This is a genomic window from Streptomyces sp. NPDC006012, assembly GCF_042871185.1.
Classification (GTDB): Bacteria; Actinomycetota; Actinomycetes; order Streptomycetales; family Streptomycetaceae; genus Streptomyces.
Genome location: NZ_JBIAIE010000014.1, coordinates 168,093 through 184,745 on the forward strand (window position 1 = coordinate 168,093; position 16,653 = coordinate 184,745).

The following is a 16,653-nucleotide window of genomic DNA, read 5'->3' on the forward strand; positions in this document are numbered from 1 at the left end:
GCCCGCACAAGAGAGCGTGTGTCCCCGTACTCGCAGGCCGGGCCGCCCCCGTGTATCGGGCGACGTCCAATCGAGACCGGCGGATCGATCCATCCGACGGACACGTCCAGTACTCCGGCCAGGTAGCGAAACCCGCAGTTCAGACATCGAAATTCTGTTGGATTACCCATGCCTCCGCAATCGGCGGTCCCGTCTGTCGAAGCGCACCGCCGGAACCCGCGGGAGGTGTTTTGGTCATATGCCGGGGGTCAGTTCTATTTTCCGGTGCTCGGGAGGCGCGTGGGCGGCGCGGCGCACCACGGCGCGGCGTATGGACTCGGCCGCGCAAGGTCATTCCTGGCCGAACTCGGTGGTGCGAACGCCCTGGACATATCCCGGATGGCTTCGTTGGTGTGAGATGAGAACGACTGATGCCGAGTTCGGGCAACAGATGTGGATCAAGCGGACCCGGAATGTCGCCGGATTCCAGGAACACCCGGTCGGCGTGTCGAGGGGCGAAGAGGGCTGATAAGCGGGACGGATATCGTCCTGGCATGAAACAAGAGTTCGATCTTGCCGCGTCGCTCGCTGGAGGCGTCGAAGACCGCAATGGTGCATGGACCTTCATCCAGGGCTTCGCCGCCCACTGGGCCGGCGCCACCCTGGGACGCGATGACGGATGGACGGAAGCCGATCTCGATACTGCCGAGTTGAGGCTGGGCCTCAGACTGCCCACGGCGTTGCGCGAGGCGTATGCGCTGTTCGGGCGCCGGCGGGATCTCACCAGCAACCACGATGTGCTGCTCGGCCCTGCAGAGCTGTATGTCGATGACGCCAAGGAGGCCCTGGTCTTCCGTCACGAGAACCAGGGAGCCGCCTCCTGGGGCGTCCTTCTGAGCAGCCTCCAGGATGACGATCCTGACTGGCTCAACGACCATCGCTGACCACGTCCCAGAGTCCCGCCGACCGGGCTGCGCGTTCGAGTCAGCCCGAGCTCTGCTGTTCGGCTCGGGCTCCACCAGCGGAAATGTGCTAATGACCCGGCGTTGGGGGACTTCACCGCTCCGAGGGATTGGGCCGCGCGGACAGCTCGGACCCGTCGCGTGGCCTGCGACGCAGGACCACTGTGCCCACACAGGCGAGCGCGAACACCGCGGTCTCGTAGAGCAGTGTGTGGAAGAACGAGGTCGCCGCGGTGTGCCGCAGGGCCGTCGGACTCACCTGGTGGGCGACCAGGGGTTGGGAGGCGAAGAACACCACAGCACCGATGGTCAGTCCCAGCGACCCGGCGACCTGCTGAACCGTCGTCAACATGCCGGAGGCCGAGCCGGCGGCCGAGGCCGGTACTTGAGCCAGTAGGACGGTGAACGCCGACGCGGTGAAGATTCCGAAGGCCGTACCGCCCACCAGCATCGGCGCGGCCAGCTCCCATGGCGTGGCCTGCGCTCCGGCGAACTCCACGATCAGCGCCAGGGCGGCCATCGCGACCGTCAGCGCGCCGGTGGCGTAGACCAGCACGACAGTCCCGTACCGGCGGGCCAGCGATCCCGCGGCGCGGGAGCCGACAGCGGTCGTGACCGCGAAGGGCAACTGCGTGAGGCCCGCGACGAGTGCAGAGTGCCCGAAGCCGGCCTGGAGGTAGACCGAAAGCAGGAAGAAGAACGGCGGCACACCGGCGAAGAACGCCAGGACCACCAACAGGCCGAGACGGACCGTGCGGTTGCCCAGCAGACGCAGGTGCAGCAACGGGTCCAGGCCCCGGCGTTCACGGCGGAACTGCGTCCAGGCGAACAGCGTCAGCACGACCACCGCTGCTCCCAGCGACACCCAGGACCAGCCCGGCCAGCCCTGCTGCCGGCCCACGGCCAGCGGATACAGCAACAGGGCGAGGCCGGCCACGCCCAGCGCGACGCCCACCGGGTCGAGCCGCTCGCGGACCTGCCGGACGCTGGGCGGGATCAGACGGAACGCGGCCATCGCGGCGAGACCGACGGGGATGTTGATGGCGAAGACCAGCCGCCAGTCGAGATGGGGCAGCCGCAGCGCGATCAGCAGCCCGCCCAGCACCGGACCCACCACGGTGGCCGTGCCGATGGCCGTACCGTAGCTGCCGAAGACCTTGCCCCGGCTGCTCGGGGGGAACTCGACCTGGATGACGGACAGCACCTGGGGAGCCATCAGCCCGCTGCCCACTCCCTGCACGATGCGGGCGAGTACGAGGGTCGCGCTGTCCGGTGCGACGGCGCAGGCCAGTGACGCGAGGGTGAAGACCGCCATGCCGGTGACGAACAGGCGCCGGTAGCCGTAGCGGTCACCGAGCCGGCCGGCGGTGATGAGCACACAGGCGTACGCCAGGGTGTAACCGGAAGCCACCAACTCCACCGTGCCGGAGCCGGCGTGCAGATCGCGCTGTATCGAAGGCACCGCGACATTCACGATGGAGATGTCCAGGAACTGCATGAAGGTCGCACACAGCAGCACGGTCAGGGTGAGCCGTGGACGGGGCAGCCTGGCTGCCGGTGCGGGAGGATGCTGTTCCTTCCCCCGCTCCCCGGCGACGGTCGACGCCATGAAGATTTCCTTTCTCATTGCCGCCGAGCGGCGGAGGCACACGTAAGGCACGGCGGAACACCGGTGGTTGCGGTGGTGGTGGCTCGACTTCGGCGGACGCGCGGCAACGACCACCGCAGCGGGGCGCCGGGACTTCCGGTTCTACACGTCACCACCGTGTATCCCGGGCCGGAAACTCTTCTGGTAGAGCGCCCGGTTCGGGTAGGAGCCGGCCAGGTCGTCTCCGTAGTCGACCAGCCGCCCATGCACCTCGCGGCGCGGCTCGTACTCCGCTGCCAGCAACGACTCCAGCTCGGGTCCGCCGTCGGCGGCGGACCGGGCGATGAGTTCGGCGAGCAGCGAGGCGTCCTCCAGGGTGTAGCTCATGCCCTGTCCGGTCATCGGGTGACAACTGAACGCCGTGCCACCCAGCAGGGCCACATTGCCCCGGTGGTAGTGCGCCGTGCGCAGCGCCTTGACGGGGGCGCGCAGGAATGTGGCGGGGTCCAGCGCGTCCAGCGCGTCGGCGCTGTCAGTGACAAAGCCGCGCAGCCGCTCGGTCAGCTTCTCCGTGTGCTCCTCGAAGACCGCCGCGTGCTCGTGCCGCGGCACCCCCACGAATACCCGTGCCTGCTCGGCGTCCACCGGGTAGAAGTAGGCGAACCAGCCCGTGGAGTCGAAGTACATCCGGTTGCGCTCGGCGATGCTGGGTGTGACCGGGATGGTGGCCATCCGCACTTCGTGCTCGTATCCGTGGCTCTCCTGCTGGGCACCCACAAACGCTCGCACCGGTGAGCTCGGGCCGCCGGCATCGACCACCGCCCGCGTGTTCAGCCTTCTGCCGTCGCTGAGAACCACAGCCGCTATATCCGCGAACTCCTCCCCGCCGGACTCGCCGTCCCGGCAGGCGGGGGGCCGGGTCTCGACGGCGGCGATGGTCGTGCTGAAGGCGAAGTCCACGTTCGGCAGGCGCTGGGCGCGTTCCACGATGGGAGTGACGATCTCCTGGTACGGCAGGATCAGGAAGTACCCGAGGCCGGTGTGATCGAGGTAGCTGTAGTCCTGCAGCAGATCCCCGTCGTGGTAATAGCTGATCGTGTCGCGCCGCAGCGCGCCTCGGCTCAGCAGTTCGGGCAGCAGTCCCTGCTCCGAGAGCAACCGGATACCGCGGGGCTTGAGGAAGTCCGCGCCGTGCGTCGCGATTCGCTCAGCGCGTTCCACCACCGTCACACGGAGCCCGCGCCGTCCGAGGAGCAGCGCCAGGAAGGAGCCACCGATGCCGGCGCCGACGATGACCACATCGCTGTGCAGCGTCCCACCGTCGGAGGTGTCCCTGGCGGGGGCAGACGCCGGTACGGATCCGCCGCGGATGTCATGGGTGCCGGACGAGGCCGGGCCGTTGGTCACTTCACGGATCCCTTCAGGTAGCGGCCCGGAGAGATCACGCCGCGTGGGTCGAACAGTTGCTTGAGCTCCTCCAGCGGCGCGATGAGGGCGTTTCGCCTGAGCCCCAGCTCGGTGGCCATGTGGTCGATGTTGGAGCGGTATGCCGGAAAGCCCTCGTCAGCGAAGTGCGCCCGGATATCGTCACGCAGGGCGTGGGCCCGGGCAGTGAACTCCGGGGTCCTGCTGAACGCTATCTGGACGACCATGTTGGCGATGTGCGGGGAGACGATGTTGAACTCGGCCGTCAGCGCCGTCGTGTGCCTGTCGACCGCCCGGCGCAGGATGTCCACGGCGCGCACCATGTGTTCCCGGTCCAGGGGCACCAGAGGCAGGAACATCAGCCATGCCAGCTCGGTGTCCTCCACGTCACAGTCCGGCACACCCAGACCGCGCCGCAGCGAAGCGCAGGTGGGGATGCCGAGTGCCATCCGTGCCCGGAAGTACAACGCGTCGTCTTCCTCGACGGTCGCGGCGTCCACGCTCCGGAAGGACACCATGTCCGGAACCGACTCCAGCGCCTCCCGTATCAGACGTCTGCTGAGCTGCACGGTCTCTTTCCGCCCCAGCAACGGCACCGTCGTGGTGAACAGCCCGGAGTCGGGGGTCTCGGGCAGTGCATGGGGGCCGTCCGGCACGACCGAGCCCCGGAGCCGCAGCAGTCCGTCCGTCGGCAGCCCGGCGCGGCCCAGTCGCGCCACAGCGTCGACGAGGTCGGGGAATGCCTCTGGCCGGAAACAGGCGTACACCAGTTCCGTGGTCTCCGGCCGGGGTACCAGGCTGACCACCATCGCGGTGACCACACCCAGATTGGACTCCACAAAGGCGGCGGTGAGATCGGGGCCGGCGACCCTGCCATGGTAGTGGCCGTGCCCGTCCAGACCGCCGGTGGTCAGCAGCTCACCGTTGCCCAATACCACCTCGACAGCGAGGGTGTCCTGGACTCGGGAGCGGATGATGCCGTCTCCGCGTTCGAGGGCGTTGCCCACAATGCTGGTGTCCGCGCAGGAGGAAGTGACGTTGAGTACCCACTCGGAACCCTCCAGGGCTTTTGCGAGTTGAGCCTGCGTCACGCCCGGTTCGATCACTGCGTACCCGTGTTCCAGGTCCAGTTCGCGGATGCGGGCCATCGCGCTCAGATCGAGCACGGTGCATCCTTCGACCACTGGAAACCGGGAACCCATACCCCAGTTGGCTCCGGTGCTCAGCGGGTACAACCTCGCACCGATCTGCGTCGCGGCACGCACCACGTCCTGGACCTGTTCGACAGAGTCCACCGACACAGTGGCCACTACCTCACGCGGACGGTGGCCGCCGATGTCACCCGGATGGATGTCATGGTCGACCTTCAGCACCCGGCCGGCTTCCCAGAGTTTCTGCCACAGTTCCCTTGTCGAGATTTTATCCGCTGCGGCCATGTCAATTTTATTCAACGCTCTCACCTGTCGAATTCACCATAGTTATGATCCCCGTTTTCAGGCATCCCCTACCGCGATCACAAGTTGTCCCACGTCAGTTGACGGGGTGTAATTGTTCGGTGTGGGGTGCGCGCCATAGTGAGGTTAAGTCCACCTTTTACACAGGACCGCGGGCCGAGTGTTCGGTCGCGGGACGCTCACGGCCTGCCCGCCGTGCTCGGAAGCGACTACGCCGAAGCCATTTGTTCGGACCGTTTTCCGATCTCCCGGACGGCTGCCCGACGCGGGGAATTGCCGTGCGGAGGTGGTAGGAGAAGTCCGCGGCGCTGTTGATCCAGCCGAGTCCGAAACCTGTGACGCCCAACAACATGGCGCCGATGAGTGCTCCGGCATCTGTGTCAGCAGCAGGGATCGGCCCGCCGTCCTGCTACAGGTCCTCGCAGAACGCGAGGGCGATATCTATTCCATGTCAGTACGACAGTCAACCGTTGCCGGGAACGAAATTCCGGTTGTTCGTCGAAGACGCCGTGACTGGGCACGTGGTGCTTGACATGCCGAGCGACCGTTTCGCAGCGGCGCACAGTGCCCCGCTGCGTTCACTGGAGCTCCGTCCGGGGAGACCGTTCCTGATGCCTTTTCAGAAGGCCCGTCCGGATAACCGACGGCCACGATGATGTCCCCGAGGCCCGCATCGGCGAAGCGACGGGCACGCTCCACAACAGGCTCAGGACGCTTCGACGAAAGACCCACGCAGGGCCAGATCCTCGACCGGGCAGTCGGGTGACGCCGTTTCAGGCAGAGCGACGACGCGCGCGCCTCGCTCGGCGGCACGCCGCACGCCTTGAGGATGAGGTCCGCGTTGCCAGCCAGGTCTCCGACGGTTGTGCTGACCTGGCCGAGTGCAATACGAATTTGGGCCATGTCTGGAGGCTGGCGGCTGTAGATGAACAACAGGGGTTGATTAGGTTAACAATGAGTGTCGCACGCGGTAATAGGTGCACAGTGAACTGGCTTACGGTGAGGGGGGGTTGGTCCACCTGCGCGACTTCATCGTTCTGTGCCCACCGGTGTCGGACGCCGCCACACTGACGCTTCCCGTCACAAGCGGCCCGGACCACCGTCCCGGCACGTCATGCAGGCTCTCGTTCCGGGGCCCGTGAGAACTGCGACTGGGCGTCAACCCATCGCAAGCGCAGTGACGTTGCTTGTGCTGCCCGGCTGCCTGATCGGTCCGGGCTCGCGTTCCCCGGGTGATCCGTTCGAACTCGACGGTCGGCTTCCCGCCGGCCCGGTGTGGCGCCGCTTCCTAGCGTATCCCGAGGGGGACGATCCCCGGGGCGACCACGGGTACGACGAGGATGAGGACGGCGGTGCCGGTGAGGAAGCGAACTATCTCCTCCAGGAGTTGGCCGACCACGAGATCACCCAGGACTGATGGACCGGTCCGGACGGCACTGGTGCGAGCCGATCTCGTTGCGGATTCAGGACAACGAGGTGCTGCTGCTCCGGTTTGACGGGCCATCAGTCGCTTTAGGTCGCTTGGTCCCGCAAAGGAGGAGTTCATCGTGCCAGGGGTGCGGGGCACTCAAGCGCGAACTGGTCGTCCGCCCGCGCATCTGGCGTGCTGTGCGTGTTCCGCGAGCACGCTCCCGACAGAATGCCGGCGGTCACGTCACACCCGACGTCGTGATCAGCAAGCGGCCTGCTGTCATTGTCGTAGCCGGGTTCATTGGACTCGTCACCGAACACCGGCACAGTCCACACTGAGTTGGTGCGCTGGGTCCCGGCACCGGGCTCTACGCCCCGGAACACCCGGTGGCCCAGGTGCTGTTGCCCGCCACCACACCGACCCCGGACCCCGCCCCGCAGGTCCGCCCGGACTCCATCGAAGGGCTCACCCACCTGAACCGCGAAACAGCGTGAACGGCTACTGATCCACAGTTTTTTGACACTTGCTCCCGCTCCCCTCACCACGGGCGAGTCAGCTGCCGAAGATCCATGATGCGTCCGTGGACGTCTCAGCGGGCGCGAACTGATCGTTTCGGAATGAGTTGAGTGCGAACTACTGCTGGTTCGCCGACCCTGGCAAGGCCCTGTGCCTGAAGCCGGCCAACACCCCGGACGCCGCCAAGCCCCTGGCAGGTATGTGTGACTGCGCACGCTGCCCGCAGGCCACCCACCACCTCTGTCACCGGCCCGTCTGGGCCGAGACAGTCGCCCAGACCAAGCGTCTTGTTGCCGGCTGGGGCCTTCAGGGACGGAGCCGTGCAGGCCGGGGCGTGGCGGTGGAGGTGGTCTGGGGCTCCGCCGAGGCGGTCGGCAGGTACACCGCCGCAGTGAGCGGCAGCCTCTTCATTGCTTTCCCATTCCAAGAAGCAGGGGTGCGCCTGGCTGTAGCGGCGCGTGTGCATGTCACATGAAGGACGGCGGTGAGCAATCCCACTCGCCAGAGACCGAGCCAGACGCAATCACTGGTTAAGGAGGTGACGACGAAAAGGCAGGAAGGCGCGGTGAACCACATGTATGAACAGCATGTATGGTTACTCTCGCGGACGCGGCGAACGAGGAACGCGTCGGTCACCCAAATTCCCTCCCTTGTGAAGGCACAGCACAGGTATGAAGCCGATAACCACTCCGTTCGGAATGCGCGCCACCGCTGCGGAGGTGATCGACGGACTCGACCTGAGCGGGCGCAGGATGATCGTCACCGGAGGGGCCTCCGGTCTCGGTGCCGAGACGGTACGTGCGCTCGCCGGGGCGGGCGCGCAGGTGACCATCGCCACTCGCAACCCCGCCATCGCTCAGCCGCTGGTCGATGAACTGCCCGGGACGCAGGCCGTCGCACTCGACCTTTCCGACCTGGCCTCCGTCCGCGCCTTCTGCGCCGACTGGAGCGGCCCGGTCGACGCCCTCGTCGCCAACGCGGGCGTGATGATGCTCCCGACGCGGGAGATCACCGCACAGGGCTGGGAGCTGCAACTCGCCACCAACTACCTCGGCCACTTCGCTCTCGCCGCCGGTCTGCGTACCGCGCTCCAGGTGGCAGAGAAGCCTCGCGTCGTCGTGCTCAGCTCCGGTGCCCAGCTGCGAGCCGGGTTCGATTTCGACGACCCGCAGTTCGACAGGCGGCCCTACGACCCGTTCCTGGCCTACGCGCAGTCGAAGACCGCCGACGTGCTGCTCGCCGTCGGTATCAGCCGCCGCTGGGCCGAGTACGGCATCACCGCCAACGCCTGCGCGCCGGGATGGATCCACACCAACCTGACGCGTCACATCGACCGGGCGACCATGCAGGCTCTCGGCGCCATGGACGAGGACGGCAACCTCCTCACGCCCGACTACTACAAGACCCCGGCCCAGGGCGCTGCCACCACGGTGCTGCTGGCCGCGTCGCCGCTCGTCGATGGTGTGACCGGACAGTACTTCGAGGACAACCAGCAAGCGGAGGTCGTCGACGGCGGTCCCGAGCCGATGGCCGGCGTCGCCAAGTGGTCGGTCGACCCTGCAGCCGCCGACCGGCTCTGGGACTACGCGTCGCCTCTGACGAACTGATCCCGGATCCCAGCCGACGATGCGGCACAGACCGGGTGTCCGTACGTCAAGTTGAAAGGTATGAGATGAACGACCGCACTCCCGCCCCGCAGTTCCTTCTCGTCCACGGTGCGTGGCATGGATCGTGGTGCTGGAGCGAGCTGCAGGCTGCCCTCACGGAGCGAGGCTTCACCAGTCACACCGTTGACCTGCCCAGCGTCGTGCCCGAAGGGTCCGAGGGAAAGCTTCCCGGTCTGTTCGATGACGCTCGGGTGGTCCGCGAGAAGATCGACGCCATCGGGACACCTCTGGTGGTTGTCGGGCACTCCTACGGTGGAGCTCCCGTCACTCAGGGCGCCGAGGGAGCCGCCAACGTGTCCCACATCGTGTACATCTCCGCCTTCGCCCTGGATGCGGGAGAAAGCCTGATGACGTGTTTCGGCGGTGATCAGCCGGACCTCGCCACGGTGGAGGGCACCATCCCGGTCAGGGAGGACCCGGCGACGGCCCTCTACAACGACGTGTCCGAGGAGAAGCTGGAAGCCGCTCTGGCACGACTGCTGCCCCAGAGCGCACTCTCCTTCGCCGAGCCGGTGACCCGGACCGCATGGAGCAGTACTCCCTCCAGTTACGTCCTATGCGACGACGACCGGAGCCTGCCCCCTGAGTACCAGAAGCCGTTCGCCGAGCGGACCGGCACGACATATCACCTGCCCAGCGGTCACTCTCCGCTGCTTTCCATGCCCGGCGAGCTGGCCGACATCTTGGCGCGGATCGCGCACGACGTGACAGCGTAAGAATCTGGACACACCCCGCAGCCCCGGTACGACGGGCGTTAGGTTTGTGGTGGTTGGGCTGACGGTCCGTATCCCCGAGGCTGCCCGGTCGCCCGCATGGGAGGAGGCGAGCAGGGAGTCCCAGAGATCCGAAGCGCCGTCCCGACGGACGGTGAGCGCCTTGCCCTCGACAGTGTCGAGTTCGGTCCGGACCAACTGCCGGTGGCGGCGTGCAGCTTCTGCCGGGCCTCAGGGTGGGCGCCGGTCCAGGTGCAGATCACCGGGACGCCGTCACCGGCCGGCCGCCGGTACTCCGGCGGATCAGCTCGGTGACGTCGAAGAGGCTGCGGTCGAGGCGGCCGGTTGCGGCGATCAGCCGCGCGGCGTCCGGGGCGGCACATACGTGTCGCCCCCGACTCCTCTCACCTGCACGCTCACCGAGGCGCGGCCCCGGTCCGGAACGACGCCGGCCACCGCGCCTTCGGAGACGACCAGCGCCTGGGCGCCCGTGAGCAGCGTCAGCCGCTGCGTCGTGGTGCCTACGGGTGCGTCGGACGGAAGCGAGGCCGGCCGCTCCCGGGCTTTTTCAGTAATTTCCGCCCGCAAGTGGTTTCTCCCGGGAGGTATTTCACGGCGAAGTGTGCGGAAATTCATCTCACACCTGTGATTCCCCGCGTGTGTCGGCGGGGCAGTCGACTCGGCATCCCGGCGTACGCCGGAACGAGGCCGCAGCACCAGCGTTCCCACGGGCGGATCCCCTCCTTCACGGGCCGGGGAGCTTCCCTCACGGGCTGACGAGGAGGGCGCGGGCGGCGGCGGGGGCGAGCGAAACCGACAGGCATCGCAGGGCGTACGCGCCCGTGACACGCGCACTCTCCCCGTGCGTCCCGGCAGGAGTGGACGGGGTCCCAGCCCCGCACAGGATGACGGTCCCCGTCCGGCGGCGGGTCGCCGGCCTCACCCAGCCCTGGTACGGCGGCCCGTGGCGTACCCGTGCGAACACGACACCCACCCCACGCCCTATGTGAGGGACGCCACACCCGAACCCCGCACAACCCCCCGCCCTTCCCGAAGGTCTGGGTCGGGGGGGGGGGGGCCGCGGGGCCCCCCCCCCCCCCCCCCCCCCGGGGGCGGCGGCGCCCCCCCCCCCCCGCGGCCGCCCCCCCCCCCCCCCCCCCCCGCCCCCCCCCCCGGGGGGGGGGGGGGGGGGGGGCACGCGGGGGCCCCCCCCCCCCCGACCCAGAACGAAGGAAGGCATGACCCGAGCCACTCGTGCGTCCGCCCTCGCCGCGACCACCGTCCTCGCGACGACCGGAGCCCTGCTCACGTGCACGTCCGCCGCCGGTGCCGCCACGGCGACCGTGACCTGTAAGTCGCCCGTCTTCAAAAGGCAGTTCTACGCGAACACGACCTTCTCCGGTACGCCGAAGAAGACCGACTGCGATTCGAAGATCGATCAGAACTGGGGCACCGGCGCCCCCGCCGCCGGGCTGCCCAGCGACTACTTCGGCGTGCGCTGGACCGTCACCCGGGACTTCGGCTCCGGCGGCCCGTTCTCGATCCCCGTCGCGACCCGCGACGGCCTGCGCGTCTACCTCGACGGCACGCGCAAGGCCGACATCTGGAAGAACGTCTCGACGACCCAGACGAAGACCGTCAACATCACCATCCCGTCCGGGACGCACACCCTCCGCTTCGACTTCGTCAACTGGACGGGTACCGCGAACGTCAAGGCGGACTACCTGCCCCGCACGTCCGCCACCGTCGACACGGTCAAGCCCCTCGTGCCCACCGGCACCTCCCTCACGTACGACTCCTCGTACCGGGCCGAATTCAGCTGGACGGCCAACAAGGAGGCGGACCTCGCGGGCTACCGCGTGTACCGCCGCCTCCAGGGCACCTCGTACGGCACCAAGCCGCTGGCCACGACGACCTCCGCCTCGTACACGGACACCACGCTGCCGAAGAACGGCGCGGTCTACTACTACGAGGTCCGCGCCTACGACAAGGCGGGCAACGAGTCCGCGGGTACGGCGGACAAATCCGTCACCACCGTCGACAAGAGCGCTCCCGCGGCACCGAAGGGGGTCGCGGACGCCTGGAAGCCCGGCTACTCCGAGAAGGCCAGCCTCTCCTGGTACGGGAACACCGAGGCGGACCTCGCCGGGTACAACGTGTACCGCTCCACCACCGGCAGGCCGGTCGCGCTCACCGCGGCGAACCGGCTGAACGGCGACAAGCCGCTCAGCGGCGCCCGGTACGAGCAGCCGCTGCCGCAGACCGGGGACACCTACCACTACGTCGTCACGGCGGTCGACACACACGGCAACGAGTCGGCGGCTTCCGGCACGGCGGAGCTCTACACGCGGGACAAGACGGGTCCCGTGAACACCGCGTACAACGCGACGGCGGTCGAGGACGAGCGCGGGGTCACGCTGACCTGGGACAAGTCGGAGGCCACCAGCGAGGACTTCGTCGGGTACACGGTCGTGCGCTACGACAAGCCGCGCACGGAGAGCGGGCGCACGGTCGTGGAGGTCGCCAAGGGCATCCAGGGCACCTCCTTCACGGAGGCGGCCCCGCCGCCGGGCGCCACGTACTACTACTCGGTCGTGGCCGTGGACGACGCGGGGAACGGAGGCACCCCCTCCGTCGAGATGCCGGTCGCCGTCGCAGGGAACAGCACCCCGCCGCCCCCGGTGACGGGCATGACCGCCACCGCCCAGGAGAACGGCGTCTCGCTGAGTAGCTGTTTCTGATCCCCGGTTCTGAGTAGCCTTGGGTCCTACGCTGGCGTGGTGTCCAAGGGCACCGGGCGGGCCGGGGAGAGGAACTGTCGGGCTTGTGGCGAACGGCTGAGGCCGGGGTCCCGGCCCGATGCGGTGTTCTGCTCGAGGGTGTGTCGTGCCAGGCAGTGGCGTACGGAACGCCGGTTGCGCAAGCGCCTGGCGGCCGTGCAGGGCGGCGTCGACGAGGCAGAGTGTCCCGAGTGCGGGACCAGGTGGGTGGCCGGCGTCGATCGGCGCTCGAACGCGGTCTACTGCTCGCGCCGGTGTGTGGTGAGGGCCTGGCGGCGCCGGAAGGAAACGTTCGGCGAACGGGCACAGTGACCGCATCGCGAACGCATCCAGAGCCCAACTTCGTTCAGAGCCCGCTCACTTACGGTCATTCGTTGTGATCAGTGGATTTGTGGACTGACTCTCGGTGATGAGCGGGTCGTGTCCACGTCACGGGCTCCAATTCCGTGCCCCGGCCCGCATGGGTGGTGCACACCATGCCGGAGGAGATCGACAAGGTCGGAAACGTCAGCCAGCAGCGCTACGAGCAGATCGTGGCCGAGCTGCGGGAAGTGGTCGAACAGCAGACGCGGGGCTCGTTCACGATCGGGGACCGAGCGCTGGAGATCGAGCCGATGCGTGAGCGGGGCGGCCACCAGGCCGCCCTGGGCCAGGAGTTGTTCACGGTCCGAGAGACGCTGCACCGTCTCGCCGAGGACATCGGACTGGCCTACAGGACGGTGGAAAACGCCAGGTGGACGGCATCACGGTGGCCGAAGGACAAGCGGCAGACCGGCGTGTCGTTCAGGGTCCACCGGATCCTGGGGCAGATCGAGAACGAGGCCGAGCGGTTCGCGACCCTCGCCAAACCCCCCGCGGGCGGGAAGCGGTGGACCGTGGACGAGGCCAACCGCAAGGTGGGCCGCCAGGTCGAGCGTCCGGCTTCGCCCCAGGAGAAGATTAGTGCGATCCACCATCTGGCACGGGACGAAGACGTCGCCGCGGTGGTGACCACCGACTTCCTCAAGCGTCCGACGGTGGCGGCCAAGGTCTCCGACCAGGACAAGGTCCGGGTGGTGGAGGAGTTCACCCGGGACGAGCACGTCGCCACCCAGGTGACCACCGGTCTGCTGCGTCGGCCCGAGGTCGCGTTCAAGGCGATGAGTGACGACACCGCCCGCCACCAGGTCAATCACGCCCAGGTCGAGCGGGGCCGGCAAGCCCGTGAACACTTCGAGGACACCAGCCCCATCGCGCCGGCAGTCCGCCATATCGACCGGACGGTGGAGTTCCTGGACCTGGTCACCGCCTGCCACTCGTTCGTCGCCGCGGCCGGCCGCACCGTCCCCGGCCTGCGCGATCGCACCCTGGGCGAGGACGAACGCACGATCGTCCACGAGAACGTGGCCAAGGTGCGGGCGACGCTCGACTGGATCGAGACCGCCGTCGACACCGGCAAGGTCGACATGGACGGCGAACTGGCCCGCATGCTGCGAGGCGAGTAGTCGTGCCCCGCGCCTCACGGCGACGGGGAGATGCCGCCCGACGGCACGCGGACACCATCCGGTTCGTCCTGTTCGAGGCCAGGCCCGCCGGCCTGCTGATGCACCAGCTGATCAGGGCCAGCGGGTTATCGGACAGCCAGGTCAGATCAGGACTGGCGGCCCTGCGGGACGAAGCGGCGTCCAAGGGCTGGCCGCCACTGATCTGGACCAGGCAGGACGGCTACCAACTCGGTGCTGAACGGGCGGCGCTGGAGGCATACGAACGGGCGGTGGTCGGGGAGAAGTTGACCCAGTTCCGACGGTTCATCACCGGCACCGTCGCCCCGCATGCCGCGGCCCACCCGAACGACAAGTGGGTCAAGCACATCGTCGCCCAGCTCAACTCCATCGAATCCACCCTCGACCTCATCGCCAGCGCCTGACCCTTCCCGCGGGGCCGACCGGCAAAGCCAGTCGACCCCGCCGCAGGTCGGAGAGGGGAGGAGAAGTGCGTCACCGCCGCTATCCCTCGGACACGACGGACGACGAATGGATGCTGATCGAACCGCTGCTGCCGCTTCCGGCCTGCGACACGGCCCGCGGCGGCCGGCCGGAGAAGCACCCCCGACGCGAGATCGTCGACGCGATCCGATACGTCGTCGACACAGGTTGCAAATGGAGGGCCCTGCCTGCGGATTTCCCGCCCTGGCGGACGGTCTGGGGGTTCATGGCCCGCTGGGCGGCCTGCGGTGTCATCGGCCAGCTCCGTGACGCCCTGGCCCAGCGGATCCGCCGCGAAATGGGCAAAGGACCCCGGGCGGTCGCCACGATCATCGACTCGCAGTCAGTCAAAGCGGCATCGACCGTCGGGAAAGAGTCCCGAGGCTACGACCCAGGAAAGAAAATCAATGGCCGCAAACGGCATCTCGTGGTCGACACCCGCGGCCTCCCCCTGATGGTGATGGTCACCCCGGCCGATCTGCACGACTCCACCGCGGCCAAGGAAGTCCTCTTCCGGCTCCGCCTCATGCACCCCGAAATCACCATCGTCTGGGCCGACCGAGCCTACGCGGGCAAGCTCGTGACCTGGGCAAAGAGGCACCTTAACCTGACCATCAAGACCGTCGCCCGACCGAAGGACACCTCCGGCTTCGTCATTCTGCCCCGACGCTGGGTCGTTGAGCGGTCGATCGCCTGGATCATGCACGCCCGCAGACACGCACGCGACTATGAACGGCTCATCCAGCACTCGGAATCGCTCATCACATGGGCCGCGATCACCCTTATGACCAGGCGTATCACCCGCCGAAGCTCCCGCAGGAGCGGACAGCCGACCTCCCGAGAGGCTCAACGCGACTGATCGCTCCAGCCCCGACGGTCAGCAGTGCCACCAAAAGGTCGCCTGGCCCGGATCTCGGCCGTGAACACCACTCTCCTACCTCGGCCGAAGCCTGTCAGCGACTTCGCGCTCCCAGCGCCTGTGGCAAACACCCGAACCAGTACCGTTCGAATCCTGAGCCGGGCAAACGCACGGTTCCAAGTGGCAGGCTGGCAAGGAGCCTCCGTTCGCCATACGGTCACTTGCGGCCGGGAGGCCGGGAAGACTGACCTAGACTCAGATTATAAGAATGGCTGCGATATGGTTGCCGTTGCAGAGACTGGACGCGGGAGAATTCTTCAGTCTCTCTTTTGATGGTCACTGGGAAAGTGTACTCATTCGCAGCCCGGCTTACCCGAATAGCGTCAGCGACCTGAACGCTTCTTGTTTTCAGATCTGACAATGCCTGCGCGTCCCAAGACAGGAGGGCGACAGAATTACCTGACCGCTGCATTACGTCGTTGACGGCATCGCCGAGGCTCGGCTCTCGGTCAATTCTGTCCCGTAGATAAGATGCGTATGTACCGAGAACGGCCCTTTGCATATCCGCCGTCTCGGAGCGGTCCAGGGCAAGCCCGGCCTCTGTCTTCTGCCGGTAGGGTTGCAGACGCTGCGTGAGCCAGTCGGCGGCGTCTTGGCCGCACACCCTGGCAGTCCACTCCAGGTTGCGTTGCAGGTAATCGAGACACCGGTGAGGGCGCATCGGCTCGATATGGGAAGTCAGATCGGATAGGGGAGAACTGAGTGTTCCGGCATGAGCAGTCACAGCAACAATCCGGGATGGGTCGATCAGCGTCGTCGAATGATACTCGTCCTGGAATCCTCCTATAGGCTCATGCCGCACGCTGTATGTGCGCACAGCCACAGCCAGACACGAGGGGTTCATCGTATAGAACAGAAATGAAGTGCTTTCTCGGCCTCTTCTGAAACTCTCTCCGGGAGAACCCGAGAGACTTAGATTCCATTCTCCCTGGTGCTGATACGAGCGTGGCAGGCCCGATTTCAGGGTACTTTCAAGTGCCGCCAGATCGATACCTCGGAAGGCGTGCCACTTGACGGATTTATCTTCCGTGAGCTGTAGAAAGTTCGCGCTGGCCATGGCATGGCCCCTCTCTCGGTAGCTGTCGCTGTCCGAGATCACAACGTCCTGCCTGCGTGGAAGGTTCAAACCGACCGCAGAGGCCCCGTAGTTGGCCGTACTGGATGTCCACCGGAACGCGATGGGAGTTCCGCGATCGTGTCCTCCCCGACGGCTTCCCCCTTGGCTTAACTCTGTACCAAATCAACTCGGGGATCGGAAACAGGCACTGAGCTGGG

General features: G+C 67.1%; 12 protein-coding genes and 1 pseudogene. 9 read left to right on the forward strand and 4 right to left on the reverse strand.

Annotation, left to right across the window (positions count from 1 at the left end):
• Positions 1 to 533 precede the first annotated feature (533 nt).
• Complete coding sequence (locus tag ACFYPJ_RS23825; protein WP_389020569.1) at positions 534 to 923, forward strand: hypothetical protein; 390 nt, start codon at positions 534 to 536, stop codon at positions 921 to 923.
• Between the two features lie 112 nt (positions 924 to 1,035).
• Here ACFYPJ_RS23825 and ACFYPJ_RS23830 read toward each other — a convergent pair whose 3' ends face one another.
• The 3 genes from ACFYPJ_RS23830 to ACFYPJ_RS23840 all read right to left on the reverse strand — a co-directional run bounded on the left by ACFYPJ_RS23830 (position 1,036) and on the right by ACFYPJ_RS23840 (position 5,390).
• Entirely contained in the window at positions 1,036 to 2,550 is a 1,515-nt protein-coding gene (locus ACFYPJ_RS23830; protein WP_389020572.1) for an MFS transporter, read from the reverse strand.
• A 141-nt stretch (positions 2,551 to 2,691) separates the two neighbouring features.
• Positions 2,692 to 3,936: an FAD-dependent oxidoreductase gene (locus ACFYPJ_RS23835; protein WP_389020575.1), complete on the reverse strand. Its 1,245-nt coding sequence runs from the start codon at positions 3,934 to 3,936 to the stop codon at positions 2,692 to 2,694.
• Positions 3,933 to 5,390: an FAD-binding oxidoreductase gene (locus tag ACFYPJ_RS23840; RefSeq protein ID WP_389020578.1), complete on the reverse strand. Its 1,458-nt coding sequence runs from the start codon at positions 5,388 to 5,390 to the stop codon at positions 3,933 to 3,935. The genes ACFYPJ_RS23835 and ACFYPJ_RS23840 overlap by 4 nt, the downstream gene beginning before the upstream one ends.
• 1,195 nt (positions 5,391 to 6,585) lie before the next feature.
• Between ACFYPJ_RS23840 and ACFYPJ_RS23845 the strand changes: the two genes are divergently transcribed.
• The 8 genes and pseudogenes from ACFYPJ_RS23845 to ACFYPJ_RS23880 all read left to right on the forward strand — a co-directional run bounded on the left by ACFYPJ_RS23845 (position 6,586) and on the right by ACFYPJ_RS23880 (position 15,318).
• Positions 6,586 to 6,825, forward strand: a complete 240-nt coding sequence (locus ACFYPJ_RS23845; RefSeq protein WP_389020580.1) for a hypothetical protein — start codon at positions 6,586 to 6,588, stop codon at positions 6,823 to 6,825.
• A gap of 134 nt (positions 6,826 to 6,959) precedes the next feature.
• Positions 6,960 to 7,097 (forward strand): annotated as a pseudogene (locus tag ACFYPJ_RS23850) (IS30 family transposase); the annotation flags it as partial.
• A 909-nt stretch (positions 7,098 to 8,006) separates the two neighbouring features.
• On the forward strand, positions 8,007 to 8,942 hold the full coding sequence (locus ACFYPJ_RS23855; protein ID WP_389020583.1) for an SDR family NAD(P)-dependent oxidoreductase: 936 nt from the start codon (positions 8,007 to 8,009) through the stop codon (positions 8,940 to 8,942).
• Between the two features lie 65 nt (positions 8,943 to 9,007).
• The gene (locus ACFYPJ_RS23860) at positions 9,008 to 9,718 is read left to right on the forward strand and encodes an alpha/beta hydrolase (RefSeq protein WP_389020586.1); all 711 of its coding nucleotides are present in this window, start codon (positions 9,008 to 9,010) and stop codon (positions 9,716 to 9,718) included.
• Positions 9,719 to 10,953: 1,235 nt separating this feature from the next.
• Positions 10,954 to 12,456: a fibronectin type III domain-containing protein gene (locus tag ACFYPJ_RS23865; RefSeq protein ID WP_389020589.1), complete on the forward strand. Its 1,503-nt coding sequence runs from the start codon at positions 10,954 to 10,956 to the stop codon at positions 12,454 to 12,456.
• A gap of 515 nt (positions 12,457 to 12,971) precedes the next feature.
• Positions 12,972 to 13,979 (forward strand): DUF6192 family protein, encoded by a 1,008-nt coding sequence (locus ACFYPJ_RS23870; RefSeq protein WP_389020592.1) that lies wholly within the window; start codon positions 12,972 to 12,974, stop codon positions 13,977 to 13,979.
• Positions 13,980 to 13,981: 2 nt separating this feature from the next.
• A complete protein-coding gene (locus ACFYPJ_RS23875) occupies positions 13,982 to 14,401 on the forward strand; it encodes a RacP protein (RefSeq protein ID WP_389020595.1) in 420 nt (139 codons plus the stop codon).
• A gap of 65 nt (positions 14,402 to 14,466) precedes the next feature.
• Positions 14,467 to 15,318: an IS5 family transposase gene (locus ACFYPJ_RS23880; RefSeq protein WP_389020597.1), complete on the forward strand. Its 852-nt coding sequence runs from the start codon at positions 14,467 to 14,469 to the stop codon at positions 15,316 to 15,318.
• 217 nt (positions 15,319 to 15,535) lie between these two features.
• On the opposite strand, the gene ACFYPJ_RS23885 is transcribed toward ACFYPJ_RS23880, so the two are convergent.
• Positions 15,536 to 16,435 (reverse strand): hypothetical protein, encoded by a 900-nt coding sequence (locus ACFYPJ_RS23885; RefSeq protein ID WP_389020600.1) that lies wholly within the window; start codon positions 16,433 to 16,435, stop codon positions 15,536 to 15,538.
• Positions 16,436 to 16,653 lie beyond the last annotated feature (218 nt).